Genomic DNA, 25,580 nt, shown 5'->3' with positions numbered 1-25,580 from the left:
GTTTTCCTATGTAATCTCTTGCAGCATATCGGCTGCGGCATGGGCAACGTCCGGGTCGTTGATATGCCCCGGCAGGCGGGTCAGCGGGATGTGAGCCTCTAACCTGTCGGCAAAGGCATGACGCAGTTCTTCGTTCTCTATCGTGCCGCCGGGGCGGTCTTCGGATGAAAAGCCACCCATCGGGATCAGCACCCGCACGGGGGCTGTGGCCGCGATCAGCGCTTCCCCAAGGATGTCGGCGCAGGTGACCATCTCGGCCTCGGAACACTGCACATGGGTGAAGAGCGGCGAATGGGCGTAATGCGGGCGCGCCTTGTAGACGTCCGGCAGCAGCGCCGCTTCGCCCATGCCGATGAAATTGACCCCTCCGGGCAGGATCACCCGCGGCAAGCCGCCCATGGCAGTGAACCGTTCGGGCATGTCCACATGGGCGCCGGCGATGTAGTTGCGCGTCAGCTCATGCGGCGTGTAATCCACCACCGCTTTGAACGCGCCCATCTGCGCCCAACGGGTGAAGGCCGCACCGCCAAAGCCGTTGGCATGGAAAACGGTGACCTCGTCCCCGCCCTTACGCAACCGGGCACAGAGCGCATCCGTCCCCGGCCCCGTCACCCCCAGCGTTGTCACGCCAATGGAGGGGGTCAGCGGGATCGGCCCGGTGGGCAGCGTGGAATGATAAAGCCCCCCGGCAATCGCCGCCGCCTGATCAAGGGCCGTGCGGGTGGTGGCGTTCAACCCGCACAGGTCCGCCACCGTGGGCACCAGCACAATGGAGCTGTCGGCAATGATGTAGCGCGGGTCAAACGGCAGCGTTGTCACCAACACCTTCGGCATGGATATCGGCAGGGAGCGCAGCACCTGCAATGCAATCTGCCCGCCCGTGCCGCCGCCAATGGCCACGACCATACGCCGCCCCTTGGCTTTGGTGGCCGCGATCTCCTCAATGGCGCGTTTGGTGGCGGCTTCCATACCCTTGAGTTTGTCCTCAGGGCCCCATTGCGCGCCTTTGGCGTGAAGGGAGATGTCGATCTTGTCGACATCCACCCCAAGGGCCGCCAGCGCGCGGATCAGGTATTCGGCCTCCTCCGCCTTGGTGTCATAGGTGGCCAGCAGCAGCATGGGTCAGCCCTTGACCGCACCCGCCGTCATACCCGTGATGATCTGGCGGCTGGCGACGAAAGTGAAGATGATCGGCGGGATCGCCAGCAGCATGCCCGTGGCCATGATCACGCCCCAGTCGATATCAAATTCCGTCAGGCTGTTGACGATGGTCACCGGGACAGTGCGCGAATTGCGGTCCGACAGCGCGTTGGCCAGCAGGAATTCATTCCAGGCGACGCGGAAGGTGAAGATCGACGCCGCCGCGATGCCCGGCTTGATCAGCGGCAGAACTACGAGGAAGAAGACGCCAAACGGCCCTGCCCCGTCCATCCGTGCGGCCTCTTCCAGCTGGATCGGCACCTGCACGATGAAGGATTGCAGGATCCAGATCACAAACGGCAGATTGAGCGCCACATAGACAAGGATGATCCCGCCCCGCGTGCCATCCAGACCAAACTGGAAGGTCCAGATGCCAAAGACCGGCACCAACAGAACGGCAGGTGGCACCATGCGCATCATCAGCGTCCAGATCGACACAACATCACGCCCAAAGAACCGGAAACGGACCAGCGCATAGGCGGCCATGGTGCCGATGATCAGCGTGATCGCCGTGGAAATCAGGCCGATGATCAGAGAGTTGGTCAGCGCGCGACCGAAGGTTGGATCACAGCGGCGCAGGTGCTCCGGCTTGTACCACAGGAAATCACACAGCGCGGTTTCGTAGTTCCGCAGCGTCGGCATGAACAACAACCCGCCGCTGTCTGACATGATGTCCACATTCAGCTTCAGCGAGGTGGCCAGCATCAGGTAAATCGGCCCGATGGCCATCAGCACCAATGCGACCAGCAGCGCGTAATAGGCCGGGTTCTGGCGGTCGTAGACTTTGGACGGCTGGCTCATTCCGTGTCCTCCGCTGCGGCGCGCAGGCGCTGGGCGCGCAATTCCTGCGCCTTGTTATAGATGAACATCGCGAAGGTGAGGATCAGCAGAACGATCAGCAGCAGGTTCGACATGGCCGCCGCCTCTCCCAATTCCCGGAATTCCGATGCCGTGCGGTTGATGCGGATCGACAGGATCTCAGTCGACAATCCGGGCCCGCCGTTGGTCATCACCAGGATCACCTCCAGCACCTTGAAGCTGTCGATCAGGCGCAGCAGCAGCGTGACGATCAGCACCGGCAGCATCAGCGGCAGCTTGATATAGATGATCTGTTGCCAGCCTGTCGCGCCATCAATCTTGCTGGCTTCAATGGCCGAAGACGGCAGCGATTGCAGCGCGGCAAGGGACAGGATGAAGATGAAGGGCGTCCATTGCCAGACATCCGCAATGATGATGGAGGCAAAGGCCCAGGAGCCGTCGGAAAGCCACGGGATCGGCTCAAACCCCCAGGACGTCAGGGTCTGATTAAAGATACCAACTGTGGGATGATACATATAGCGCCACATGAGGCCCACAACGATGGGGGCAATCATCATGGGCAGGATGAACAGCGTCCGCAGGACGGACATGCCGCGAATGTTCCGGTCCAGCAGCAGCGCAAGGCCCACGCCGATGATCATTTCCAAGGTCACCACCACAGCAGCGAACTTGATCGTCACCCACATGCTTTCGCGAAAAGCGTCATCGCTGAACAATTTGACGTAGTTGCGGATGCCGACCCAATCCGCCTCCCCGATGCGCTGGGAGGGGTTCCAGTCCAGAAAGCTCGCGTAGATCATGTAGCAGATCGGATAGAACAACGCGATCAGCAGCACCAATCCGGCGGGAGCCAGAAACAGATAGGGCGTCATTCGGTTGGCGCGGGCGATGGACATGAGGGCGGCCTTTGAGAGAGGTCAGGTCGGCGCAGAAACACGCCGACCTGAAGAGAGGAGCTTACTGCCAGGTATAATACCCGGCTTCGTCCATAATGGCGCGGGCCCGTTCGGCCACACCGTCCAGCGCTTCCTGCGGGTCCAGCCCTTCGGTCAGCACCTGAGACATGGTTGTCCCGATGTCCGCGTTGATCTTGCCCCATGTGGGAATGATCGGACGCCAGTCGGGGTCGGCGTATTTCAGCGCTTCACCAAAGGTTGCGGAGTACGGGAATTTCTCGTTCAGCTCCGCGTTTTCATAGGTGGAGAAGCGCGAGGGATTGCCGCCTGCCATGGCCACTTTCAGGTCACCTTCCTTGGAGGTCAGCCACTGCATCAGCAAAAACGCCGCTTCCTTGTTCTGGGCGTTTCTGGGGATGGCGATGCCGAAACCACCGGTCTGGCTGCCGCGGCGCACACCTTCGGGGTGCAGCGCATAGCCGACCTTGCCCGCAACGGTGGACTGGCTTGGGTCTTCGAACCCGGCAGCAAAGGCGATGCTGTCCATGAACATGGCCGCATTGCCCTGCTTGAAGGAGGCCGCCGCTTCGGCCGGACCAAAGGTCTGGCTGCCTTCGGGGCCGCAATCCACTATGGTTTTCAGAGCATTGGCCGCTGCAACGCCCGCTTCATTGTTGATGGTGGGGTTCCATTCATCGTCAAAGACACGCCCCCCCAGCGGGGCAAGGTGCAACAGGAAAGCATGGCTCGCCTGATGCCCGGATGCCGCGCGGGAGGCCATGCCGCCCATGCCTTCCTCAACCTCGGGGATCTGGCAGGCAACCTCAAGAAGCTGGTCATAATTCTCCGGCACCGCGATGCCGTGCTTCTCAAAAATGTCCTTGCGATAGGCGAGAACGGAGGTTTCAGAGCCGAACGGAATGCCAAAAAGCGATCCGGTTGGTCCCGGCAGATAGCCTTTCTTGCCGCCTGCAACGCCAATGTTCTGCACATAGCCGTCGATCAGGTCCTCGGCGTCATAGGCAGGGTTCGCCAGTTTGGGGTTCATGAAATACTTGGCGAGGTTTTCCAGCTGATCGGCATAGACGTAGTCCGCCTTGGAGAAGACCACATAGGCGATCAGGTCATAATCGCCTTCGTCCTTGGTCAGTTCCAGCGTCTGGCGTTCGCGCATCTTGAGGTATTGAAGCTGGTCCACTTCAACTTCGATCCCGGTTTCATCGGTGAAATCGTCCAGCACCTCCAACACAGCGTTGTAATGCGGGTGCGCGGGGAAGTTCACCACCAGCGTGGTGCCCGCATAGGGTTCATAGACGTCGGCCGTATGACCGTCGGCCATCACGTAACCCGTTGTGAATGTGGCTGAAACGGCAACCGCCGCCGACCACACAGTGCGTTTTGATAATTTCATGTCATCCTCCCAGATGGTTATGGGCCACCGGCCCTTTTTATGCGGCGGGTTACAAAGCCGCCTCTGACTGCGGGTCAAAGAGATGCACTTCATCCCCCTGCACCGTGAAATTGCGGGTCTCTCCCGTGCGGACAGGCGCCACGCTGTTGACTTCAATCGCGACACGCTGCCCGCCCATCTCAGAGATCAAGACCGACTGCGCGCCAATATATTCCGACAGGATCACGGGCATCTCGATGCCTGCGCTGTCTTCGGCAAAGCTGGACGGACGGATGCCCAGCGTCACCTTGCGGTCCTTGTGGCTTTGCAGCCCGGCGGCTTTCTGCGCTGACAGCGGAATGGCAAAGCCCTCACCTTTTGCATGCAAAGTGCCCGCATCCTCTGATAGCTCCGCATCGAGGAAATTCATGGTGGGGGAGCCGATGAAACCGGCGACGAATTTGTTGGCCGGATTACGGTACAATTCCTCGGGGGAGCCCGCCTGCATGATCTTGCCGAATTTCATCACGACGATCTTGTCGCCCAGCGTCATCGCTTCGATCTGGTCGTGGGTGACGTAGATCATATTCTTGCCGACACGCTGGTGCATGAGCGCCAGTTCGGCACGCATCTGCCCGCGCAGTTTTGCATCCAGATTGGAGAGCGGCTCATCAAACAGGAAGGTCCCAGCATCCCGGACCAGAGCGCGGCCCATGGCGACACGCTGGCGTTGCCCGCCCGACAGCTCCGCTGGCTTACGGTCAAGATATGCTTTCAAATCAAGCGTTTCCGCCACCTCTTTGACCCGCTTGTCGATGTCAGCCTTGTTCATCCGCGCCAGACGCAGGGCAAAAGACATGTTCTTGGCCACATTCATATGCGGATAGAGCGCGTAGTCCTGAAACACCATCGCCAGATCACGCGCCTTCGGCTCAAGCTGAGACACGTCACGGTCGCCGATCATGATCTGACCACCGGTGACACTTTCCAGCCCCGCGATCATCCGCAGGGTCGTGGATTTGCCGCAGCCCGAAGGGCCAACCAGCACGGTGAACTCTCCATCGGCCATCTCAAGATTGAGATCTTCGATGACGGTCACTGCGCCATAGTCCTTGCGCAGATGTTCCAGTCGAATGTCTGGCATGGCGGTATCCTTCTCCCTGGCGCAGAGGGAATATCAGTTTGTATACAAAATCAACCGCAAATATGCAAAATGTGAAGTTTCCATGGTTTTGCCCTATTTTATATGATAGACACGCCCTCAGAGCTTGAGCTGAGGACCGAAGACCATGGACCACCCGACCCCCTCCCCGCGCAGTGCCACGCGCCACAAGATCGAAGCCGCCCTGCTGGAGGACATTGCCACCGGGGCCTTGCAGCCCGGTGAGCGCCTGGATGAAACCCGGCTGGCAGAGCGGTTTGGCGTCTCCCGTACCCCCGTCCGCGAAGCGCTGAGCGGGCTGACCGCGCAAGGCGTGCTGGTGGCAGGCGAAAAGCGTGGCGTGCGGGTTGCGCAATACTCCCGCGCGGAACTGGGCCAGATGTTTGAAGCCATGCAGGAAATCGAAAGCGTTTGCGCCCGTCTGGCCAGCCAACGCCTTACTTTATTGGCCAGATCAGAGATTGAGAACGCACAGGCCGCCTGTGCAGAAGCCGCCGCACGCAATGACCGGCTGGCCTATATCAAGGCCAATGAAGCCTTGCATATGTCGATCTACCGCGCCACGGAAAATCCCTACATCTTTGAACTGGCCTCGGACTTCCGCCGCAAAACGGGCCCCTTCCGCGCCAAAAAACTGGAGACACAGGAAGATCTGCTCGCCTCCGTTGAGAGCCACGTTGATCTGCTGGCCAAGATCTTCTCCGAAGATGTGCAGGTCGCGGTAGATGGGATGCGCAAACATATGACCGAGAGTTTCATGCGGGTGCTGGCCGCAAACGGGTGATTTCAAAATAAGAGCACACCGCCTGTGGACATAGGGTATTTTCTGTATACAAATATCCCGACTCGCAAGTGGAGGACCTGATGGGCATCGCCGAGACGAAGATTTATCCGATCAACACAGGCTGGCTGGAAGCCGATCTGGGAACCTATACCTTCTGGAAAGGCCCGGCGGGCAAGAAGATCTGGAACCCCTGCTATTGCTATTATGTCGACACGGGTGAGCATAAGATCCTCGTCGACACCGGTCTGTGTGATGAAGAGCGCGCGACCAAATACCACCACAAATGCGAAAAGCGCGGCAGCACGGAGGTGCATCTGCATCTCAAGGAGAAGCTGGGCGTCGATCCATCGGAGATTGACGCGATTGTCTTCACCCATCTGCATTGGGACCATGTGCAGAACATGAAGGAATTCCCCAACGCCCGCTACATTGCCCCCTCGGCAGAGATCGAAATGGCCTATAATCCGCTGCCGCTGTATTACCGTACGTATGAGTGTGGTATTCTGGGGATTGAGCCAGCTTACGCCGGTTGCGTCTTTGAGGGCATCACAGATGAGACCGAAGTTCTGCCCGGCATCACCATGTTCCATACGCCGGGGCATTCTGTGGGCCATATGGGCGTGACGGTTGCCACCTCTGCCGGGGATTTCGTGATCTGCGGCGATGCAATCTTCCAAAGCCGGAACCTTGAACCCAATCCCACTGAGATGTGGCGCTATTGGGTGCCAGCGCGCTTTGTGAACGCGCTGGAGGGCTGGAAATCGGTGGAGGAAATCGACAAACGCGCTGACTACATCCTTGCCTGCCACGACAAGGCCTGTGGCGACCATGAGGTCTACCCCTTCCCCGGCATGAAGCTGCGCAAGCGGCGCCAGTTCATCCCCGGTTTCCCCTTCTATTTCGGGGACATGCCCCCCGGTGCAGCAGAGAAATCCGCACCCGCGATGAAGGCCGAAGATGTGGACGACTATATGGCCAGTCTGATCCCGCCCACGCCGGATCACTAGGCCGATGCAAAAGATCGACAGCATCAGCGCGGTTGCAGACCGCTATGATCTGATCGTGTTTGACCAATTTGGCGTGCTGCACAATGGCAGCGCGCCTTATCCTTTTGCGGTACAGGCGATTGAAGCGCTTCAGGCCGGTGGCAGCACCTTGGCCGTGCTGTCCAACTCCGGCAAGTCCGGGGCGTTGAACCGTCAGCGGATCACCGGGATGGGCTTTCCTGCGGATGCTTTTGGCGTTGTGATGACCTCCGGCGAGGCCTTGCGGCTGGACGTCCAGCACGGACCGTTGAGTGCGTTGCGCGAGGTGTACGCGATGACCGCCGCGCAGGGAGATGCGGAGGCTTGGTCGGACGGGCTGAACTTGGCCTTTACGGATGATCTTTCGCAGGCAGAGGCTGTCTTGCTGATGGGCATTCCAGACGCAGATGACCACCCGGCAGAGCGGGCTGTGCTTGAGAAAGCGCGCGGGTTGGGCAAGCCACTGATCTGCTCCAACCCCGACCGAAAAGCCCCGCGCGCCGATGGCCGGCTGGTTGAATCGCCCGGTGCGCTGGCCCATGACTATGCCGACGCGGGTGGCGAGGTTCTGTTCTACGGCAAACCCCATCCTCCTGTTTTTGAAGCGCTTTTGGTGCAGATTGATTCCCGCCCCGCGCGCGTTCTGATGGTTGGAGACAGTCCCGAACACGACATCTCCGGTGGCAAGACCGCGGGCTGGGACACGCTCTTCATCAGCGGTGGCATCCACGCAGGCCACGACCCGGCCACGCTTTTTGCGCCTGACGCCCGACCCGATTACATCCTGACAAGCTTGAGGTGATCCCATGACTGCCGTGCCCGCTGATTTTCGCGCCCTTTCCGCCCGGTTGGGTCAGGACCCGTTGCAGGTTCAGGGACCGGGGGGGAACACCTCGTTCAAAGACGGCGATGTGATGTGGATCAAAGCCTCCGGCACGGAACTGGCGGAGGCGGAAACGAAGGATATTTTCGTGGCGGTCGACCGGGAGCGGGCAAAGGCGGAAGCGATGGGCGCGGGCGATGGGACCTGCAAGGCGACCGTGCTGGACCCGGAGAACACGCTGCGCCCATCGATTGAGACGACGTTCCACGCCTTGCTGGATTGGAAGGTGGTTGCGCATACCCATTCGGTGGCGACGCTGGTGCATGCGATCTCTGCTCAGGGCCGTGCGGCGGCGCGGGAGAAGCTGGCGGGGCTGCCTTTTGTCTTGGTGCCTTATCGCAAGCCGGGTGTGCCATTGACCGGGGCCATTGCGGAGCGGATCACAGCGGAAACGCAGGTGATTATCCTTGAAAGCCATGGGCTTGTCTGTGCGGGAGAGAGTGTGGAGGCGGCTTCGGACATGATTGCGGAGGTGGAGCGGCGATTGGCGATGCCTGTGCACGTCGCTGCGGCCCCTGCCCCGGCGACTGCGCCACCAGACGGGTATGTATGGGAAGAACACGCGACGCCCTTGGCCTGCGATCCACGACTGCGGGCGTTGGCACTGGCAGGATCGTATTACCCTGACCATGTGGTGTTTCTGGGTGCGGCTTTGCCCACCGAACCGGGCGGCGTTTCGGTTGTCTGTGCGGAGGGCGTTGCATTGAAATCGGGCGCGACATCGTCGCAGACGGCGATGCTGCGGTGTTTGATGGATGTGTTGGGGCGTCTGCCGGAGGATTGGACGCCGGAGGCGATTGGTCTGGACGCGGAAGCCGAATTGCTCAACTGGGACGCAGAGAAATACCGTCAGGCGCTGGCGGAGAAATCCAGCGCATGACGCTGGCGCTTGGCATTGATCTGGGTACCTCGGGCATTCGCTGCGCGGTGATTGACGCGGACGGCGCCGTGGTTGGCAGGTCGCGCGGGGCCTATCCGGATGACAGTGCGGACGGCTGGTGGCTTGCCGTTCGCGAGGGGTTGCAAGCACTTAGGGACCTGATTGGCGCGCAAGCCATGGCCGCGATCCGGCATGCGGCGGTTGACGGGACGTCCGGCAGTATGGTTCTGGTGGATGCAGCGCTTCAGCCCGTGACTCCGCCGCTGATGTATGATTCCAGCGGGTTTGAGGCGGAAGCGGCGCATATCGCGCAGCACGCGCCCGACGGGCATATGACACGCGGGCCGTCCTCTGCTCTGGCGCGGATGTTGCGGTTGCAGGGGATGGCGGGCGCGCGAGACGCAGCACATCTGTGCCATCAGGCGGATTTCATTCTGGCGCGGCTGACCGGGATCGGCGGCCATTCGGATGAGAATAACGCATTGAAAACAGGGTATGATGTAGAAGCGCGGGTCTGGCCTGCGTGGATTGGCGGGACGGATGTCGACTGCAAACTATTGCCCAAGGTCCATGGTGTGGGAACCGTGGTTCATACTCTCGACCCGGCGGTGGCGAAAACCTTCGGACTGTCAACGGATGTGATGATGCACGCCGGCACCACGGACAGCATCGCGGCCTTTCTGGCGACCGGGGCGGCGGAGGTGGGCGATGTTGTCACCTCCCTTGGCACCACTCTGGCGATCAAGATGCTGAGCGATGTGCGGATTGATGATGCAGCGCAGGGGATCTACAGCCACCGGATGGGGGACAAATGGCTGGTCGGCGGTGCCTCCAACACCGGGGGCGGCGCGTTGTTGGCGCATTTCACGGTTGAGGACCTTGAAACGCTCAGCGCGCGGATTGATCCCGACACGCCCTCCGATCTGGACTATTACCCCCTGCCCCGGCCCGGTCAGCGGTTCCCGGTGAACGACCCGGACCTGCCCCCCCGTGTCACGCCGCGGCCCGAGGATGACGCGCTGTTCCTCAAAGGGTTGCTGGAAGGCATCGCGCGCATTGAAGCGGCGTGTTATGCCGCCCTGCGCGATCTGGGTGCGCCGCAGATGACGCGCATCTTCACCGCAGGGGGCGGTGCCTCCAGCGATGTCTGGCAGGCCATCCGGGCGCGGATGATCGACACGCCTTTTGCCACCCCGCTGGAAAGTGAAGCAGCGGTCGGCGCGGCGCGGCTGGCACAAAGCCGCATGTAAGGTCCGATTTGACAAACGCCATGTCGGGTTTCAGAGGGACAGGTCAGCGCAAATAAGCGACTTTCAAACCAGAGGAGTCTGATTCCATGCGCTATTCCGGTTTCAACGTCATCAAGCAAGCTTTGACAGGGCACAAGGGTTGGAAACCCGCGTGGCGTGATCCTGAGCCGAAGCCCTCCTATGACATCATTATCATTGGCGGCGGCGGGCACGGGCTGGCCACGGCGCATTATCTGGCGAAGGTGTACGGGGAGCGGAACGTCGCCGTGATCGAGAAAGGCTGGATCGGTGGCGGCAACGTGGGGCGGAACACGACGATTATCCGCTCGAACTATCTGCTGGACGGGAACGAGCCGTTTTATGAATTCTCCCTCAAGCTGTGGGAAGGATTGGAACAGGACCTGAATTACAACGCGATGGTCAGCCAGCGCGGGATCATGAACCTGATCCATTCCGACGCCCAACGCGATGCCTTCATCCGGCGCGGCAATGCGATGATGCTGAACGGGGCGGATGCGGAATACCTCGATCTGGCGGCGATCAAACGGGAGTATCCGTTCCTGAACTTCGATGATGCGCGGTTCCCGATCAAGGGCGGGTTGGCCCAGCGGCGCGGCGGCACGGTGCGTCATGATGCGGTCGCCTGGGGCTTTGCCCGATCCGCAGACAGCCATGGCGTTGATATCATTCAGAATTGCGAAGTCACCGGGTTCCGGATCGAGAACGGGAAATGTCTGGGGGTTGAGACCTCTCGCGGGTTTATCGGGGCCAAGAAGGTGGGCTGTGCCGTCGCGGGGTCCTCTGGCCGCTTGATGGCCAAGGCCGACATGCGCCTGCCGATTGAAAGCCATGTGTTGCAGGCTTTCGTCTCCGAAGGGTTGAAGCCTGTGCTACCCGGCGTGATCACCTTCGGCGCGGGGCATTTCTATGTCAGCCAGTCCGACAAGGGCGGGCTGGTCTTTGGCGGCGACATCGACGGCTACAATTCCTACGCCCAGCGGGGCAACCTGCCGGTGGTCGAAGACGTCTGCGAAGGCGGCATGGCGATCATGCCGATGATTGGCCGTGCGCGCCTGCTGCGCATGTGGGGCGGGATCATGGACATGTCGATGGATGGCTCACCCATCATCGACCGGACACATATTGAGGGCCTCTATTTCAACGGCGGCTGGTGTTACGGCGGGTTCAAGGCGACGCCGGCCTCGGGCTATGCCTATGCGCATTTGCTGGCGCGGGACACGCCGCATGAAACCGCCACCGCTTACCGCTTTGACCGGTTTCGCACCGGTCACATGATTGACGAAAAAGGGATGGGCAATCAGCCCAATTTGCACTGATGATTATCAATCACCCCCTTCTGGGCCCGCGTGACAGCGCTGAGTTTGTGTATCTGGGCGATGCGAGCCTGATCGACCGTCCTGATCCCGAAACCGCAACGGCGGAAGACTGGCACGCCTACGGCTACCTGCGCGACAACCCGGCGGGAGAGTTGCGCGAGCTGTGGTTTCACGAAGGTGGCGACCGGTCCTGGCTGGTGGTGACACGCAACACGCTGACCCATGAGATTACCTCCGTAGAGATGGCCCGCGATGTGGCGCGTGCGCAAGGAAGAAGTAAATGACCCAGAAAAACCGCGTTTCCGGCGGGTTGATTGACCGCGCCACCACGTTGAAATTCATGTTCGATGGCAAAAGCTATGAGGGGCATCCGGGCGATACGCTGGCCTCTGCCCTGCTGGCCAACAACGTGCGGCTGATGGGACGGTCATTCAAGTATCATCGCCCACGGGGGCCACTGACCGCCGGGTCGGAGGAACCGAACGCCATTGTCGAGCTGCGCGGCGGCGCGCGGCAGGAACCCAACACGCGGGCGACGACGGCGGAGCTGTATAACGGGTTGCTGGCCAAATCACAGAACCGCTGGCCCAGCCTTGCCTTTGACGCGATGGCGATCAACGACCGGTTTTCGAACTTCCTGACGGCGGGGTTCTATTACAAGACCTTCATGTGGCCTGCGGCGTTCTGGGAAAAACTCTATGAGCCGATTATCCGCAAGGCGGCGGGGCTTGGCTCTTTGTCGATGCGCGCGGACCCGGATGCCTATGACAAGGGGTTTCGGCACTGTGACCTGCTGATCATTGGTGCGGGGCCTGCGGGGCTGATGGCCGCCCTCACGGCAGGGCGTGGCGGCAAGGAAGTCATTCTGGCCGATGAGGATTTCGCCCTTGGCGGGCGGTTGAACGCGGAAACCGGGTTGCTGGAAACGGGTGACTGGCTGAACGCGACGATCGCTGAACTCTCCAGCCTGCCCAATGTGCGGCTGATGTCGCGCACCACGGTGATTGGTGCGTTTGATCATGGCATCTATGGCGCGGTGGAGCGGGTCAGCGACCATCTGCACACCCCCGACGTGGGCAAACCCCGCCAGATCCTCTGGCGCATTTATGCAAAGCAATCGCTGCTCTGTGCCGGCGCCACCGAACGCCCCATCGCGTTTGAGAACAACGACCGTCCCGGCATCATGCTGGCCGGTGCGGTGCGCACCTATGTCAACCGCTATGCCGCCACGCCTGCACAGCGGGTGGCGGTGTTCACCAACAACGACGACGGGCACCGCACGGCCGTTGACCTGCAGGCGCGCGGTGTGAAGGTCGCCGCCGTGATCGACACCCGCGCAGATGCACCGCTGGCGGATGCCTATGAGGTGATCCGGGGCGGTCAGGTGGTGGACAGCAAGGGCCGTCGGGGCCTGACGTTTGTTGAAGTAAAACAAGCGGATGGCAGTATGCGCACCGTCGAATGCGGCGCGCTTGGTGTGTCGGGCGGGTGGAACCCGAACGTGCATCTGACCTGCCATCAGCGCGGGCGGCCCACGTGGGATGACGGTTTGGCGGCGTTTGTGCCCGGTGGTGAATTGCCGCCGGGGATGCAGGTTGCGGGGGCTGCGAATGGCGTCTTCTCCACCCATGGCGCGCTGACCTCCGGCGCGAAAGCGGCTGCAAAAATGATGGGTGTCAAAGCCGCCAAAGCCCCCAAGGCAGAGGATGCGCCGGTCTCCCAGACGCCATTTTGGTATGTCGAAGGCTGTTCGCGGGCATGGCTCGACCAACAGAACGATGTTACCGTCAAAGACGTGAAGCTGAGCCATCAGGAGGGCTTCCGGTCCGTTGAACACCTCAAGCGCTACACCACGCTGGGCATGGCGACCGATCAGGGCAAGACATCGAACATGGGCGGCCTTGCGATCATGGCGGAACTCGCGGGCAAGGCGATCCCGGAAGTGGGCACGACGATTTTCCGCCCCCCCTATACGCCTACGGCGATTGGTGTGCTTGGCGGACGGATGCGCGGGATGGAGTTCCACCCAACGCGGCTGACGCCCTCGCATTTCTGGGCCAAGGAACGCGGTGCGGTGTTTGTGGAAGTGGGCAACTGGCTGCGCGCGCAGTGGTTCCCCCTGCCCGGCGAAACCCACTGGCGTCAGAGCGTTGACCGCGAAGTGACGGCCACCCGCGCCTCTGTCGGGGTGTGTGATTGTACCACGCTGGGCAAGATCGACGTACAGGGCACGGATGCGGCGGCGTTTCTGAACAAGGTCTATTGCAATGGTTTTGCGAAGCTCGCTGTGGGCAAGACCCGCTATGGGCTGATGCTGCGCGAGGACGGGATCGCGATGGATGATGGCACCGCCGGGCGGCTGGCAGAGGATCATTTCGTGGTCACCACCACCACCGCCAACGCCGCAAAGGTCTATCAGCACATGGAATTTGTCCGCCAGTGCCTGTTCCCGGATATGGATGTGCAGCTGATCTCCACCACCGAGGCTTGGGCGCAATATGCGGTGGCCGGACCCAATTCCCGCCGTCTGCTGCAAAAGATCGTGGATGCCGTGCATGACATCTCCAACGAGGCATTTCCCTTCATGGCCTGCGGCAACATCACCGTTTGCGGTGGGTTGCGGGCGCGGCTGTTCCGGATCTCCTTCTCCGGCGAACTGGCGTTTGAAATCGCCGTCCCTGCCCGCTACGGCGACGCACTGATGCGGCGGCTGATGGCGGCAGGGGAAGAGTTTGACGTCACACCCTATGGCACCGAAGCGCTGGGTGTGATGCGCATCGAAAAAGGCCATGCGGCGGGCAATGAGCTGAACGGCACGACCACCGCGCTGAACCTCGGGATGGGGCGGATGGTGTCCAAGGCCAAGGACAGCATCGGCTCCAAACTGTCGGAACGGCCCGGATTGAACGCAGCGGACGCGCTGATGCAGGTGGGGATCAAACCCCGCGATCCCGGCGACAAGATCACGGCGGGCGGGCATTTGATGCTGCTGGGGGGGCCGGTGGATGCCGCCCATGATCAGGGTTATGTGACGTCGGCTGCGTTTTCGCCCACGTTAGGGTCGATGATCGGGCTGGGGTTCCTCAAGAACGGTGGCCTGCGGGAGGGGGAGCGGATGCGCCTTGTCTCTCCGGTGACGGACCTGACGGTGGAGGTCGATATCGTCTCCGCTCATTTTGTCGATCCAGAGGGGGAACGTGTCCGTGCATGATCTTGAACCAATAACCGCATTGGGTGGCGCTGCACCGCAGGTCGATACCGTTGCGGGGCTGACCTGTACGGAAGTGACCGATCTGGCACTGGCTTCGGTCGCGGCGCGGCTGGGGCAGGAAAAGGCCTGTGCGAAGAAGTTGAAGGCGCTGTTGGGGGATGCGGCGCCCGGTCCGGGCAAGGCGCTGCTTGCGGCGCCCTTCTCTGCCATGTGGATGGGGCCGGATCAATGGATGATCGGGGCGGATTTCGCGACCCATGAGGACCTTGAAGTTCAGGTGAAAACCGCTTTGAGATCAACGGCCTCAGTAACGGAGCAGACCGACGGCTGGTGCTGTTTCGATCTGTCTGGCGACGGGATCGCGCCGGTGATGGAACTGCTCTGCCCGGTCAACATGCGCAGCCTGCAAAGCGGTGATGCGCAGCGGACGCAGATCCATCATCTGGGCTGTTTCGTGGTCTGTGGAGATCCGGACGGATTTATCCGCATCCTTGGTCCCCGCGCCTCTGCCGGGTCGTTGCATCATGCGATTGTCACGGCAATGCAGTCGGCATTGTAACAACGCGCGTTGCTTTCAGATCCAGCTGTTGCGCAGGGATATTTTTGGCCAAAAAGAGGGGCCAGGGCGGTGGTATGGTGGCACCCTCCTGTGGGAGGCCGAGGGTGCAGGCATGGGTTGAAAAGGGGTGAGGTCCCTGTCGCCGGTCGTTTTTTGTTGAGGGAGTTCGGGGCGTTAGCGTGCTGGCAGTGGCAGGTTATCTGTGACCCGGAAGTCGTTGATCCGCGCGCGATCCTCTTGTGGTGTGACGCCGAAAGCGGCGCGGTAGTGGGTCAGCAGGGGCGTGGACGACGTATAGCCGATGGCTGTCGCGATCTGTGGCAGGCTGTCGCTGGAATACAGCACCAATTGCCGCGCCGCCTTCATCCGCAGGGCGCGGTAGTAATGCGAAGGGCTTTGACCTGTGGCCTTCTTGAATGCGCGCTCGATCTGGCGCGGGGTGACGCCCAGGTGTTCGGCGACCTCGGCGATGGAAATGGGTTCTTCCAGCCGCGCGTTGAACAAAGCAGCGGCGCGGGCGACCAGACCGGGCAGCGCAGGCCCTGCCCCTTCGACCAGCGGCACGCGCTGGCGCACGCCCTGCCCGCGCATCGAGGAATGCTGAAACCAGCAGGCGACCTCATGGGCAATCTCAGGGTCGAAGTGCTGCTCAATCATGTGCAAAGCCAGGTCAAATCCTGCGGCCGCACCTGACGCGGTGTAGCGGTTGTTGTCGGTGACAATGACGTCGTCGGTGGCAAGGATATCGGGAAACGCAGCATGAAACGCCGCTTCATAGCACCAGTGCACCGAACAGCGGTGCCCGGCCATCAGCCCGGCCCGCACCAGCGGAAAAACACCCCCCGATACACCGCCCAGAATGCAGCCGTGGCGCGCAAGCTGGCGCAGGGTGGCGGGGGTCTGTCGCGGGGCGGCGAAATCGGAGTTGGGACGGCTGAGGACAAAAAGCACGTCGAGGGGGGCTGCATCGGCCAAGGCCGCATTGGGTTCAAACACCACATGGGCAGATGAGGTGACCTTTGCGCCGTCCTCTGACAACAATGTCCAGGCGAACCGTTCCTCGCCTGCGATCTCATTCGCGGCGCGCAGGGGTTCGATCATCGATGTCAGACAGGCCATGGGAAAACCGGGGAAAATCAGAAAGCCGATCCGGGAAATTTCACTGCTGTTCATATTTTTTACATCCAGATGAAAAACTGCCCTATACTAACTGCGGGGACAGTGTTTTTGAATTGCCGCGACACCGGGGCAGACCTAGAAAGTACCACAGTTGTGAATATCGAAAAGCTTGATCCCGAGATGGTTTCCAGACTGAGCCAAGACCCGCACCGCACGCAGGAACAGGAGCGTGAGAAGGTCCTTGAGGTCGCCATCGGCAGAGAAGTCCGCGCCTACCGCCGCCAGCAGGAAATCACCGTTGCCGAGCTTTCGGGGCTGACGGGGATCTCCATCGGGATGCTGTCGAAGATCGAGAACGGCAATACCTCTCCGTCGCTGACCACGCTGCAAAACCTTGCCAACGCGCTGAGCGTGCCGCTGACCAGCTTTTTCCGGCGGTTCGAGGAAACCCGCGAAGCGGTGCACACCCGCGCGGGCGAAGGGGTTGAGACTGAACGCCAGGGCACCCGTGCCAACCATCAGTACAAGCTGCTGGGGCATATCGGGTCCAACGCCTCTGGCGTGATTGTGGAACCTTATCTGATTACGCTGACAGAACAGTCAGATGTCTTTCAAACCTTCCAGCACGGCGGGATTGAAACGATCTATATGCTCGAAGGCGAAGTGGATTACCGCCACGGCGATGAGGTCCATTCGCTCAAACCCGGTGACACCCTGTTTTTTGACGCAGATGCGCCTCATGGCCCTGAGAAGCTGGTGCTGTTGCCTGCGCGGTATCTGTCAATCATCAGCTATCCGCAAAACACGTAGCGCTGCGCTGCGGGGCGCAAGCCCTTGGCATCTATGTACTGTCCGCCCTCCTCCTGCACGCCCGCGTCGCCTGCATCAGACAATCTTACTGCGGCCCTTCATTAAATTGCTGAACCTGTTCCGCGATCTTGTCTGCAAGCCCCGCATTGCGTTCTGACAGCGTCTTCATCTCATTGGCGACCACGGCAAACCCCCTGCCTGCCTCGCCACTGCGCGCTGCTTCAATCCGCGCGTTGGTGGAGAGCATCGACAATTCACGCACTGAACTGGTGATCTGTTTGGTCAGCCCGACAATGTCTTCACTGGCCGCGCGCGCTTCCTCCACCCGGCGTTCCAGCTTGTCACGCAGATCAAACTCAGCACCTGCCCCCACCACAAGTCCTTGCAAATAGGCGACTTCACCGTCTTTCATCACCGCATTTCCGCGTTCGCGTACCCAGATGGCCCGGCCATCATGGTGGATCAGCCGATAGGCGATGTCCCAGGGTTTTCCGGCTGCTATCGCCGTGTCGACATCGGCGAAAACACGTTCCTTGTCCTCCTCCGCCGTCAGGTCGACATAGGAGGTCTTGGCATTTTGCAGGATGTCTTCCGGCGCATAGCCAATCAACCGCTGCACCCCGCCTGCCATATGTTCCATCGTATAGGCGGCATCGTTGCTGCACCGATAGATAAAGGCGTCAACCGCGCTGAAAATGCTCTCAAAAACTGTATCCATGACCTGCCCTTCGAAGACAGGCCGACGCTAGGCACAATTGTTTAACAAATGGTGCCTACTTTTGCAGCGGTGGCTCCGTTTCCAGATCAGGCCAGATGCCGTTGGAAGTGGGCAATCCGTCATCGAACTGTGACAGGTAATCCAGCATCATCGGGCGGTTGTCGATGAAGCCCTTGTAGGTCGCCAATTCCTCCGGCAGATCGCGGATCACCCGGTGCAGGCGGCGGCCCCATTTCGGCACGGTCATAAGGTCCTGAAACGCGCAGAGATAACAGCGGATCGGGAACACCAGCCCGTTGGACCGGGGCAGCCGGAAGAAGGTTTGCAACTCCACCCGAAGGTGTTGTTTTGCCCCGATATTCTGAGGTGTCAGGGTGGTCTTCTGGATGCCCCACTTGTGATAATTCTCGGGCGAGGTATCGAGCAATGGATTCACTGTCATCGTCCAGTTGAGCCGCCGCGCAGGCGCGCCTTGCTGGATGTTCAGCAGGAACTTCAGCGCGCGCACGAAGATGCCTTTCTCATGGGCCAGCGGCACCGGCGCATGCCATTCAAAAAAGTTCATGCCGATGTCGAAATCCAGCGACCAGTCGGCCTGCGTGGTGACCATGCCTGCGTCCATCCACAGGTTGTCATCGCGTTGATCCAGAACGGCAAAGTCGCCCTGCGTCTGGCGGGTGATGTATTCCATCGGGCCGTAGGGCAGCGTGGTCTCATCAAGGAAGGTGAACGTGTCATCAATGCCCAGCGGCTTGTTGATCCAGCGCCAGCGGTCGCCGTCGCGGTGCAGCTCGAACAGGTCGGGATAATCCTCCGCCTTGCAGGTCATGATCAGTTCCAGCACGTCCCAGCCCGCCAGCGTCATATGCGGCAGGGACTGGCAGCGCAGCGGGTCGTCCGCCAAAACCTGCGCCCGGTCCCGCATTTCAGAGACGTAGTGCTCGTCGACGTCAAAGCGTTTCTCATAGACGGAATCCGCAGGCCCGCCCCGGTGCTGCTCCATGTTGACGGCATACATGTAGCTGTCTTTGTCGAAGGGAAACGGGAAGCGTTTGATCGCACGTTCGGAGTTGTGGAACGAATAATCGTCGCGGAAGGTTTCGTCGTTGAATTGGATGGTCATTTCTTTTCTCCTGCCGCCTCAACTGGTCCGAAAACCGGAGGCCACTGTTCGGGTTGAGGCGCGCTAACGGTCCAGAACAAGGGTCTTGCCCTCAAATCGTGACACGCAGGGCATGATCTTCTCCCCACTGGCGTGTTCGTCGTCTTCCAGCCAGTGATCGCGGTGGATGAAGTTGCCGGCGTAGTCGATCACGCGGGTCTCACACATGCCGCAGGCGCCGCCGCGACACAGATAGGGCGCGTCGACCCCTGCCCGTTCAATCGCTTCCAGCAGGCTTTCCTGCTCACCGACCTGCACAACCTTGTTGGAAATCGCCAGTTTCACTTCAAAGGGTTTGCCGGGCTGCGGGGCGAGGAATTCCTCGTAGTGCACCGCCTCACGCGGCCAGCCCAGATCGGCTGCCTTGCCGCGCACCCAGTCGATCATCCCCTTGGGGCCACAGACGTAGATATGTGTGCCGAGCGGTTGGCCATCCAACAGGTTCTCCAGATCAATCACCTGATCCTGATCGTCATAATAGACGTTCACGTCATTGGGATGCGTGGTGGTCAGATAGTCCACGTAAGACCCCAACGCCTCCGACCGGCAGGCATAATGCAGTTCCCAATTGCCATGGGCGCGATCCAACTGCTTGATCTGCGACAGGAACGGCGTGATGCCGATGCCGCCTGCGATCATAAGATGCTTCTTGGCGCGCAGATCGAGGCTGAAGAGGTTCACCGGGTAGCTGATCGTCAGTTCATCACCGACATCGACCTGATTGTGCAGGAAAAGCGACCCGCCCCGCCCTTCATCATCACGCCGCACGGAGATCGTGTAGGCATCCTGATCATAGGGATCAGACATCAGCGAATAGGGGTTCAGGCGCGTGATGTCGCCGTCTTTCATCTCCACCACCGTATGCGCGCCACCGGAGAATGTGGGCAGCAGACCGCCGTCCACAGGTTCAAACCGGAACCGGGTGACAAGCGCGTTCAGCGGGGTTTTTTCCGTCACGCGAACGTGGATTTTCTCAGCACCGCTCATTCGTAGATCCCCTTTGGCTCTGGCACGTTACCGGGGTCCTCGGCATCAATGCAAACACCCTGATAGGCGGCAAGACGGCGCGAATAGTGATCGCGCACAAACAGGTTCAGACCGCAGTGCGCGCAGACAAAGGGATCTGTCTCCACGTCTTCGGTGATGCCTTTGCAGTGCACGCATTGCATCCGCCGCGCCACGGACCCGCGATGTTCGGTCTGGATGGCAGTATGGGGGATGCCCGCGTCCACCGCCTCCCGCATCGCCTGTCCCATCAGCCCTTCGGTGCCGGTCAAGTAGACCTGCAAGCCCATATGCGCGTCCTGCAACACCCGCTGGATGCGTGGGACAGAGGCGGCATAGCTTGGCCCTTCATAGAAGATCGCCGGATTGAGCGCGCGCAGCTTGTCGCCATAGTCAGTGCCGCGCGAGATAAAGATGATGTGGGTCTTCGCCATCAGATCGGGGGTCGCGATGTCCATGATCGCTTCGGCGCCTTCGGCGTCTGCAATCATCAGATGGTGCTTGCCCGGTCGCGCCTCAAGCGTGCCGTAGACGGGGCGGCTTTTGATCGACGCGGGGAATTCAAACTTCGACATGGGTGCCTCGGATGATGTGAAAAAGGGCGCCGCGCTGGCGCGACGCCCCTGATAGGTTAGCCTTTTGCGGTGCGGATGCTCTTGTCCTTGTCGTAGAAGGGCATTTCCTCCGCCGTGGCGGCCAGTTCTGTGCCGTCAGGCTGTTTGACCACCAGTTTGGTGCCCGCTTTGGCGACGGAGGGATCAAGCCGCGCGATGGCAACGGAATAGCCGTTCAGCTCAGAAGACAGGCCGTAGGTGATCACGCCCACATCCTTGCCGTCTGCATGCACCCGCGCGAACATCTCCATCTGGTCCATGCTGTCCGATAGTTTGACACCGTAGATCTTGAACCGCTCCCGCCCTTCGAGGGCATAGTGGTTCTCCGCGCCGATGAAGCCTTCCTTGTCAGGGGAGACCACGAAATCAAGGCCCAGTTCCCACAGGCTGTCGCCTGCTGGCGTGCCGTCCTGAAAGGGGAAGGTTTCAGAGTTGTCGCCGGGATAGAACAGCAGATAGCTTTCGATGCGCAGCATATCGAGGGTAGAGAACTGCGTCGGACGTATACCCATGTCCGCGCCATCGGACAGGATGTTGTCCCAGACATGCACCGCGTCCTTGCGGCCGACGAAAATCTCATACCCGCGCTCCCCGGTGTAGCCGGTGCGGGAGATCATCACGTTCCTGCCAAAAAGCTTGGTGTGGATGATGCCAAAGTACGCCAGATCCCGGATGCCATCGACGTGTTTGGCCAGGAAATCAACCGCAACGGGCCCTTGCAGCGACATATCGTGCAGATCGTCGTCCATGATCACGCAGCAATTCTTGGCGGCGGCCACCTTGGTCAGCTGCTCCATCCCGGTGCCGGTGCCGTGGACAACCATCCACGAATTGACCGCCAGATGGTAGATCACACAATCGTCGACAAAGAGCCCACGCTCGTCCAGCATCGCCGCATAAGTGGACCGGCCCACGCCAATCTTCTCCACGTTGCGCGTGGTGACGCGGTCAATCACATAGGCCGCGTCCTCCCCCACAACATGCACTTTCTTCAGACCCGACACATCCATCAGCCCAGCCTTGGTGCGGATCGCCTCATAGTCCGCCTTGGCACGTTCGGGCGTGTGGTCATAGAACCACGCGGTGCCCATGCCGTTCCAGTCTTCCAGCTCCCCGCCGATCTCTGCGTGGCGGTGCGCAAGCGCGGAATGCCTCCATAGAATGGCCATGATATTCTCCCTGATTTCTCGAGTCTTTTATGAGCGTTATTCAGCCCCAGCTTGCTTTGAAAAGCAACAATGGGATGCAAGTTTTTTTCCTGACAGGCAATAAAAAGGCAAAGGGGCCGCCTTTTACAGCGGCCCCTTCCGACGTCTGCACAGTTACTTGTCGAACTGCTTGGCCTTTGCCGTCTCTGACCGCTGGCCGATCACCAGCACGGCCACACAGATGATCATGGCAATGAAGGTGGCCATGCCTGGCAATGCACCTCCCCAGCCCATGAACATCGCGCCGTCAACGACGCTCCAGGAGGCTTCATCATATGGAAACATGTCGGGTTCCTTTCGTGTTACAGGTTGGGATCATTCCGCAGGATGCGCCGGTGTGACTGGCGCGTCGCCGCCCCATTCCGGGTAGCCCGCAGCAGGCACTTTGACGAGGTCCATACCCGCCAGCTCAGCCCCTTCACGGATACGCAGCATGCCGAACGTCTTGAGGATGAGGGACACCACGTAGCCCGGTACAAAGCCCAGAAGGAAGAAGACCACCGCACCCACGATCTGTCCCATCAGGGTGATCGTTGGCACTTCGCCTGCCGCCCCTTGCAGCGCCGGGTATCCAGAGCCCCAGATGCCCAGCATCACCACACCGTAAAGGCCGATGGTGCCGTGCACGGTGACCGCACCCACCGCATCGTCGATGCCACGGTTTTCCAGCCAGTCCGCACAGGGCTTCAGAATGATCCCGGCAGAGAAGGCGATGATGAACGCCAGTGCGGGGAAGTAGATGTCCAGACCGGACGCGGTGGAAATGATCCCGGCAAGCGCGCCGGACATCATCCAGAACGGATCGCGTGTGAACAGCCATGCACCGATGATCCCGCCGGCAATCGCCATCAGGATGTTGAAGGACAGCGCCGACAGCGTGATCGGCGTGCCATAGATGGTGGCAGGTTTGTCCCCAAACCAGCTCCATGCCTCACCCGGCACAATCACACAGGCCATCAGAAAGCCCCAGAAGCCGACGATAATCAGCATCAGCCCCGTGACGGTCAAAGGCATGTTGTGGCCCGGAATGTGGTTGGCCGTCCCATCAGCGTTGAACTTGCCGATGCGTGGCCCAAGGTTGATCAAAACGCCGAGCGCAAAGAAGCCCGCAACCGCGTGCACAAGGCCCGCCGCGCCGAAATCATGCACGCCCCATTGCGTGACAAGCCAGCCATCCGCGTGCCAGCCCCAGGCAGCAGCAACCACCCAGGCAAAGCTGCCCAGTACGACCGCCAGAATGATAAAGCCAACGGTCTGGATGCGCTCGATCACAGCCCCTGACATGATAGACGCCGTTGTCGCGGCAAACAGGGCAAAGGCACCAAAGAACACGCCGGATGCCTGATCCGCGATGTTTGGCCCCATGTACTGGGCACTCTCGCCCCAGCCCCAGGCAATGGCATTGGCGTATTCGACGCCGGAGATGCCCGCAGGCCCCGGTGCGCCCGGAATACCGGTTGGAAAGCCCCAGTAGACCCACCAGCCGAAGAAATAGAAGGTTGGAATCATGAATGCGAAGGCCAGCAGGTTCTTTACCCCTGAACTCAGCACATTCTTGAGCCGTGATGCCCCCATCTCATAGGCCAGAAAGCCTGCGTGGATGATGATCATCAACGGAATGGTAAGGTAGTAAAAAGTCTCAGCGAACATACGGTTGGTGGTGCCGCTGCTCTCCTGAAGGGCCGCGATCTGGGCCGTTAACTCTGCGATTTGTTCTTCCACAATACGCTCCCTTGTGGCTGTTGGATTCAGGACGTCGTCATTCTCAAGGCGCGACGCTCGCCAAAATTCAAACACGTGACGCGCCGTCTGGCTAGAACTTTTTCACGCTCGTGAAAAAAAGTTTCCTCAGTGTTGAGCGGTGGTTTTTTTGGTGTTAGCGTCTGAGTCGGACTGTTTGATTACCCCAAGGGAGGGCCCCGGCCATGTGCGGGATCGTAGGACTTTTTCTGAAAGATACATCGTTGGAACCCCGGCTTGGGGACATGTTGACCGACATGTTGATCACCATGACCGACCGTGGCCCCGATAGCGCAGGCATTGCGATTTACGGTGAGGAAGCAAAGGGTTGCGCCAAGCTGACCGTTCAATCCGGCACGCCGGACGCGGATTTCGCCGGGCTTGAGGTCGCCCTTGCCGATCACATCACCGGGTCCGTCGCCATGCGGGTGAAAGACACCCACGCCGTCCTTGAGATGCAGGCCGACCAGATCGCCGCCGCACGTGCGGCACTGGCCACTCTCAGACCAGCCATTCGGGTCATGAGCCACGGCGAAACGCTGGAGATCTACAAAGAAGTCGGTTTGCCCAAAAATGTGGCAGAACGCTTTGATCTGCGGAAAATGAGCGGCACACATGGCATCGGACACACCCGTATGGCGACCGAATCTGCGGTCACGACCATGGGCGCGCATCCGTTCAACACAGGCGTCGATCAGTGTCTTGTGCACAACGGCTCGCTCTCCAACCACAACTCCCTGCGCCGCAAGCTGCGCCGTCTGGGTGTACATATCGAGACGGAGAATGACACCGAGGTGGGTGCCGCCTATCTGACATGGAAGATGCAGACCGGCTCAACCCTTGGCGAAGCGCTGGAAAGCGCGCTGGACGATCTGGACGGGTTTTTCACCTTTGTGGTGGGCACCAAGGACGGATTCGGCGTGGTCCGCGACCCCATTGCGTGCAAACCTGCCGTCATGGCCGAAACCGATCAATATGTCGCCTTCGGCTCGGAATACCGCGCGTTGGTGAACCTGCCGGGCATTGAAGACGCCCGCGTCTGGGAACCCGAACCCGCCACTGTTTACTTCTGGAGCCACAACGCGGCCCCCACAGTTACTGAGAAAGCAGCGTGAATGCAGACGTTTGACCTGGAAGCCGAAGGGTTGCGCGCCCTCAATGAGACCCTGCATGCGCAGGCCGAGACCACCAACCAGACCAAATGGGAAATCATCAATCCCAAAGGCAGCCACGCCATTGCCGTGGGTCTTGATGCGCCGATTGAAGTGAACGTCAAGGGATCGACGGGCTACTACTGCGCGGGCATGAACAAACAGGCGACGGTGCATGTGCACGGCTCTGCCGGGCCGGGGACGGCGGAAAACATGATGTCGGGCACGGTGATCGTCGAAGGCGACGCCTCTCAATATGCCGGGGCCACGGGGCATGGCGGCACGCTGATCATCAAGGGCAATGCCTCGTCGCGCTGCGGGATCTCCATGAAGGGGATCGACATTATCGTGCATGGCAATGTGGGCCATATGTCCGCTTTCATGGCGCAATCGGGCAATATCGTGGTCTGCGGTGATGCGGGCGACGCGCTGGGGGACAGCTGTTACGAGGCGCGGTTCTTTGTGCGCGGCACGGTCAAATCACTGGGCGCCGACTGTATCGAGAAAGAGATGCGGCCCGAACATATCACCCTGCTGGAAGAGCTGCTGGAGCGCGGCGGCTGTGACGCCAAGGCGTCAGAGTTCAAACGCTACGGCTCTGCCCGCACGCTCTATAACTTCGACGTTGATAACGCTGCGGCGTACTAAGGATATCTG

General features: G+C 60.4%; 25 protein-coding genes. 12 read left to right on the top strand and 13 right to left on the bottom strand.

Annotated elements, in window-relative coordinates; genetic code table 11:
* Positions 1-6: 6 nt before the first annotated feature.
* From Q1A91_RS08250 to Q1A91_RS08230, 5 genes are all read right to left on the bottom strand, one after another.
* Positions 7-1,119, bottom strand: a complete 1,113-nt coding sequence (locus Q1A91_RS08250) for a Tm-1-like ATP-binding domain-containing protein (RefSeq protein WP_299875546.1) — start codon at positions 1,117-1,119, stop codon at positions 7-9.
* 3 nt (positions 1,120-1,122) lie between these two features.
* Positions 1,123-2,001, bottom strand: coding sequence for a carbohydrate ABC transporter permease (locus Q1A91_RS08245; RefSeq protein WP_299875543.1), 879 nt, complete (start codon positions 1,999-2,001; stop codon positions 1,123-1,125).
* Complete coding sequence (locus Q1A91_RS08240) at positions 1,998-2,915, bottom strand: carbohydrate ABC transporter permease (protein ID WP_299875539.1); 918 nt, start codon at positions 2,913-2,915, stop codon at positions 1,998-2,000. The genes Q1A91_RS08245 and Q1A91_RS08240 overlap by 4 nt, the downstream gene beginning before the upstream one ends.
* Positions 2,916-2,976: 61 nt before the next feature.
* Positions 2,977-4,326, bottom strand: a complete 1,350-nt coding sequence (locus Q1A91_RS08235; protein ID WP_299875536.1) for an extracellular solute-binding protein — start codon at positions 4,324-4,326, stop codon at positions 2,977-2,979.
* 49 nt (positions 4,327-4,375) lie between these two features.
* Positions 4,376-5,449, bottom strand: coding sequence for an ABC transporter ATP-binding protein (locus Q1A91_RS08230; protein ID WP_299875533.1), 1,074 nt, complete (start codon positions 5,447-5,449; stop codon positions 4,376-4,378).
* A gap of 145 nt (positions 5,450-5,594) precedes the next feature.
* Between Q1A91_RS08230 and Q1A91_RS08225 the strand changes: the two genes are divergently transcribed.
* The 9 genes from Q1A91_RS08225 (at position 5,595) to Q1A91_RS08185 (ending at position 15,396) form a co-directional block, all read left to right on the top strand.
* Positions 5,595-6,251 (top strand): GntR family transcriptional regulator, encoded by a 657-nt coding sequence (locus Q1A91_RS08225; RefSeq protein ID WP_299875530.1) that lies wholly within the window; start codon positions 5,595-5,597, stop codon positions 6,249-6,251.
* Positions 6,252-6,331: 80 nt separating this feature from the next.
* Positions 6,332-7,258 carry an N-acyl homoserine lactonase family protein gene (locus Q1A91_RS08220; protein ID WP_299875528.1) on the top strand — a complete coding sequence of 309 codons (927 nt, stop codon included), beginning with the start codon at positions 6,332-6,334 and terminating at the stop codon, positions 7,256-7,258.
* A gap of 4 nt (positions 7,259-7,262) precedes the next feature.
* Complete coding sequence (locus Q1A91_RS08215) at positions 7,263-8,078, top strand: TIGR01459 family HAD-type hydrolase (protein ID WP_299875526.1); 816 nt, start codon at positions 7,263-7,265, stop codon at positions 8,076-8,078.
* A 4-nt stretch (positions 8,079-8,082) separates the two neighbouring features.
* Complete coding sequence (locus Q1A91_RS08210) at positions 8,083-9,039, top strand: class II aldolase/adducin family protein (protein WP_299875523.1); 957 nt, start codon at positions 8,083-8,085, stop codon at positions 9,037-9,039.
* Entirely contained in the window at positions 9,036-10,289 is a 1,254-nt protein-coding gene (locus Q1A91_RS08205) for an FGGY-family carbohydrate kinase (protein WP_299875520.1), read from the top strand. The genes Q1A91_RS08210 and Q1A91_RS08205 overlap by 4 nt, the downstream gene beginning before the upstream one ends.
* Positions 10,290-10,375: 86 nt before the next feature.
* The gene (locus tag Q1A91_RS08200; RefSeq protein WP_299875517.1) at positions 10,376-11,626 is read left to right on the top strand and encodes a sarcosine oxidase subunit beta family protein; all 1,251 of its coding nucleotides are present in this window, start codon (positions 10,376-10,378) and stop codon (positions 11,624-11,626) included.
* Positions 11,626-11,910 (top strand): sarcosine oxidase subunit delta, encoded by a 285-nt coding sequence (locus Q1A91_RS08195; RefSeq protein WP_299875514.1) that lies wholly within the window; start codon positions 11,626-11,628, stop codon positions 11,908-11,910. Before Q1A91_RS08200 ends, Q1A91_RS08195 begins: the two co-directional genes overlap by 1 nt.
* Positions 11,907-14,837 carry a sarcosine oxidase subunit alpha family protein gene (locus Q1A91_RS08190; RefSeq protein WP_299875512.1) on the top strand — a complete coding sequence of 977 codons (2,931 nt, stop codon included), beginning with the start codon at positions 11,907-11,909 and terminating at the stop codon, positions 14,835-14,837. The genes Q1A91_RS08195 and Q1A91_RS08190 overlap by 4 nt, the downstream gene beginning before the upstream one ends.
* Positions 14,830-15,396: a sarcosine oxidase subunit gamma gene (locus Q1A91_RS08185; RefSeq protein WP_299875509.1), complete on the top strand. Its 567-nt coding sequence runs from the start codon at positions 14,830-14,832 to the stop codon at positions 15,394-15,396. The genes Q1A91_RS08190 and Q1A91_RS08185 overlap by 8 nt, the downstream gene beginning before the upstream one ends.
* Before the next feature lie 174 nt (positions 15,397-15,570).
* On the opposite strand, the gene Q1A91_RS08180 is transcribed toward Q1A91_RS08185, so the two are convergent.
* Positions 15,571-16,569: a GlxA family transcriptional regulator gene (locus Q1A91_RS08180; RefSeq protein WP_299875506.1), complete on the bottom strand. Its 999-nt coding sequence runs from the start codon at positions 16,567-16,569 to the stop codon at positions 15,571-15,573.
* 126 nt (positions 16,570-16,695) lie between these two features.
* Here Q1A91_RS08180 and Q1A91_RS08175 point away from each other — a divergent pair, with 126 nt between their 5' ends.
* Positions 16,696-17,325: a helix-turn-helix domain-containing protein gene (locus tag Q1A91_RS08175; protein ID WP_299875503.1), complete on the top strand. Its 630-nt coding sequence runs from the start codon at positions 16,696-16,698 to the stop codon at positions 17,323-17,325.
* Between the two features lie 85 nt (positions 17,326-17,410).
* Here Q1A91_RS08175 and Q1A91_RS08170 read toward each other — a convergent pair whose 3' ends face one another.
* From Q1A91_RS08170 to Q1A91_RS08140, 7 genes are all read right to left on the bottom strand, one after another.
* Entirely contained in the window at positions 17,411-18,043 is a 633-nt protein-coding gene (locus Q1A91_RS08170; RefSeq protein WP_299875500.1) for a PAS domain-containing protein, read from the bottom strand.
* 55 nt (positions 18,044-18,098) lie between these two features.
* Positions 18,099-19,166: a DUF3445 domain-containing protein gene (locus Q1A91_RS08165; RefSeq protein ID WP_299875497.1), complete on the bottom strand. Its 1,068-nt coding sequence runs from the start codon at positions 19,164-19,166 to the stop codon at positions 18,099-18,101.
* A gap of 63 nt (positions 19,167-19,229) precedes the next feature.
* Entirely contained in the window at positions 19,230-20,192 is a 963-nt protein-coding gene (locus Q1A91_RS08160) for a PDR/VanB family oxidoreductase (protein WP_299875494.1), read from the bottom strand.
* Entirely contained in the window at positions 20,189-20,785 is a 597-nt protein-coding gene (locus tag Q1A91_RS08155) for a dimethylamine monooxygenase subunit DmmA family protein (protein ID WP_299875490.1), read from the bottom strand. The genes Q1A91_RS08160 and Q1A91_RS08155 overlap by 4 nt, the downstream gene beginning before the upstream one ends.
* A 56-nt stretch (positions 20,786-20,841) precedes the next feature.
* Positions 20,842-21,993, bottom strand: coding sequence for an aminomethyltransferase family protein (locus Q1A91_RS08150; protein WP_299875487.1), 1,152 nt, complete (start codon positions 21,991-21,993; stop codon positions 20,842-20,844).
* 153 nt (positions 21,994-22,146) lie between these two features.
* Positions 22,147-22,317 carry a hypothetical protein gene (locus Q1A91_RS08145; protein WP_299875484.1) on the bottom strand — a complete coding sequence of 57 codons (171 nt, stop codon included), beginning with the start codon at positions 22,315-22,317 and terminating at the stop codon, positions 22,147-22,149.
* A 30-nt stretch (positions 22,318-22,347) separates the two neighbouring features.
* On the bottom strand, positions 22,348-23,754 hold the full coding sequence (locus Q1A91_RS08140; protein ID WP_299875481.1) for an ammonium transporter: 1,407 nt from the start codon (positions 23,752-23,754) through the stop codon (positions 22,348-22,350).
* Positions 23,755-23,957: 203 nt separating this feature from the next.
* On the opposite strand from Q1A91_RS08140, the gene Q1A91_RS08135 reads away from it, so the two are divergent.
* Together Q1A91_RS08135 and Q1A91_RS08130 are read left to right on the top strand one after the other, a co-directional pair.
* Complete coding sequence (locus Q1A91_RS08135; RefSeq protein ID WP_299875478.1) at positions 23,958-24,887, top strand: glutamine amidotransferase family protein; 930 nt, start codon at positions 23,958-23,960, stop codon at positions 24,885-24,887.
* The gene (locus tag Q1A91_RS08130) at positions 24,888-25,571 is read left to right on the top strand and encodes a GXGXG domain-containing protein (RefSeq protein WP_299875475.1); all 684 of its coding nucleotides are present in this window, start codon (positions 24,888-24,890) and stop codon (positions 25,569-25,571) included.
* The last annotated feature ends 9 nt before the right edge of the window (positions 25,572-25,580 follow it).

It is taken from the genome of uncultured Sulfitobacter sp. (assembly GCF_947500075.1).
In the GTDB taxonomy this organism is placed as follows: Bacteria; Pseudomonadota; Alphaproteobacteria; order Rhodobacterales; family Rhodobacteraceae; genus Sulfitobacter.
This window is presented reverse-complemented; position numbering and strand designations above follow the sequence as displayed.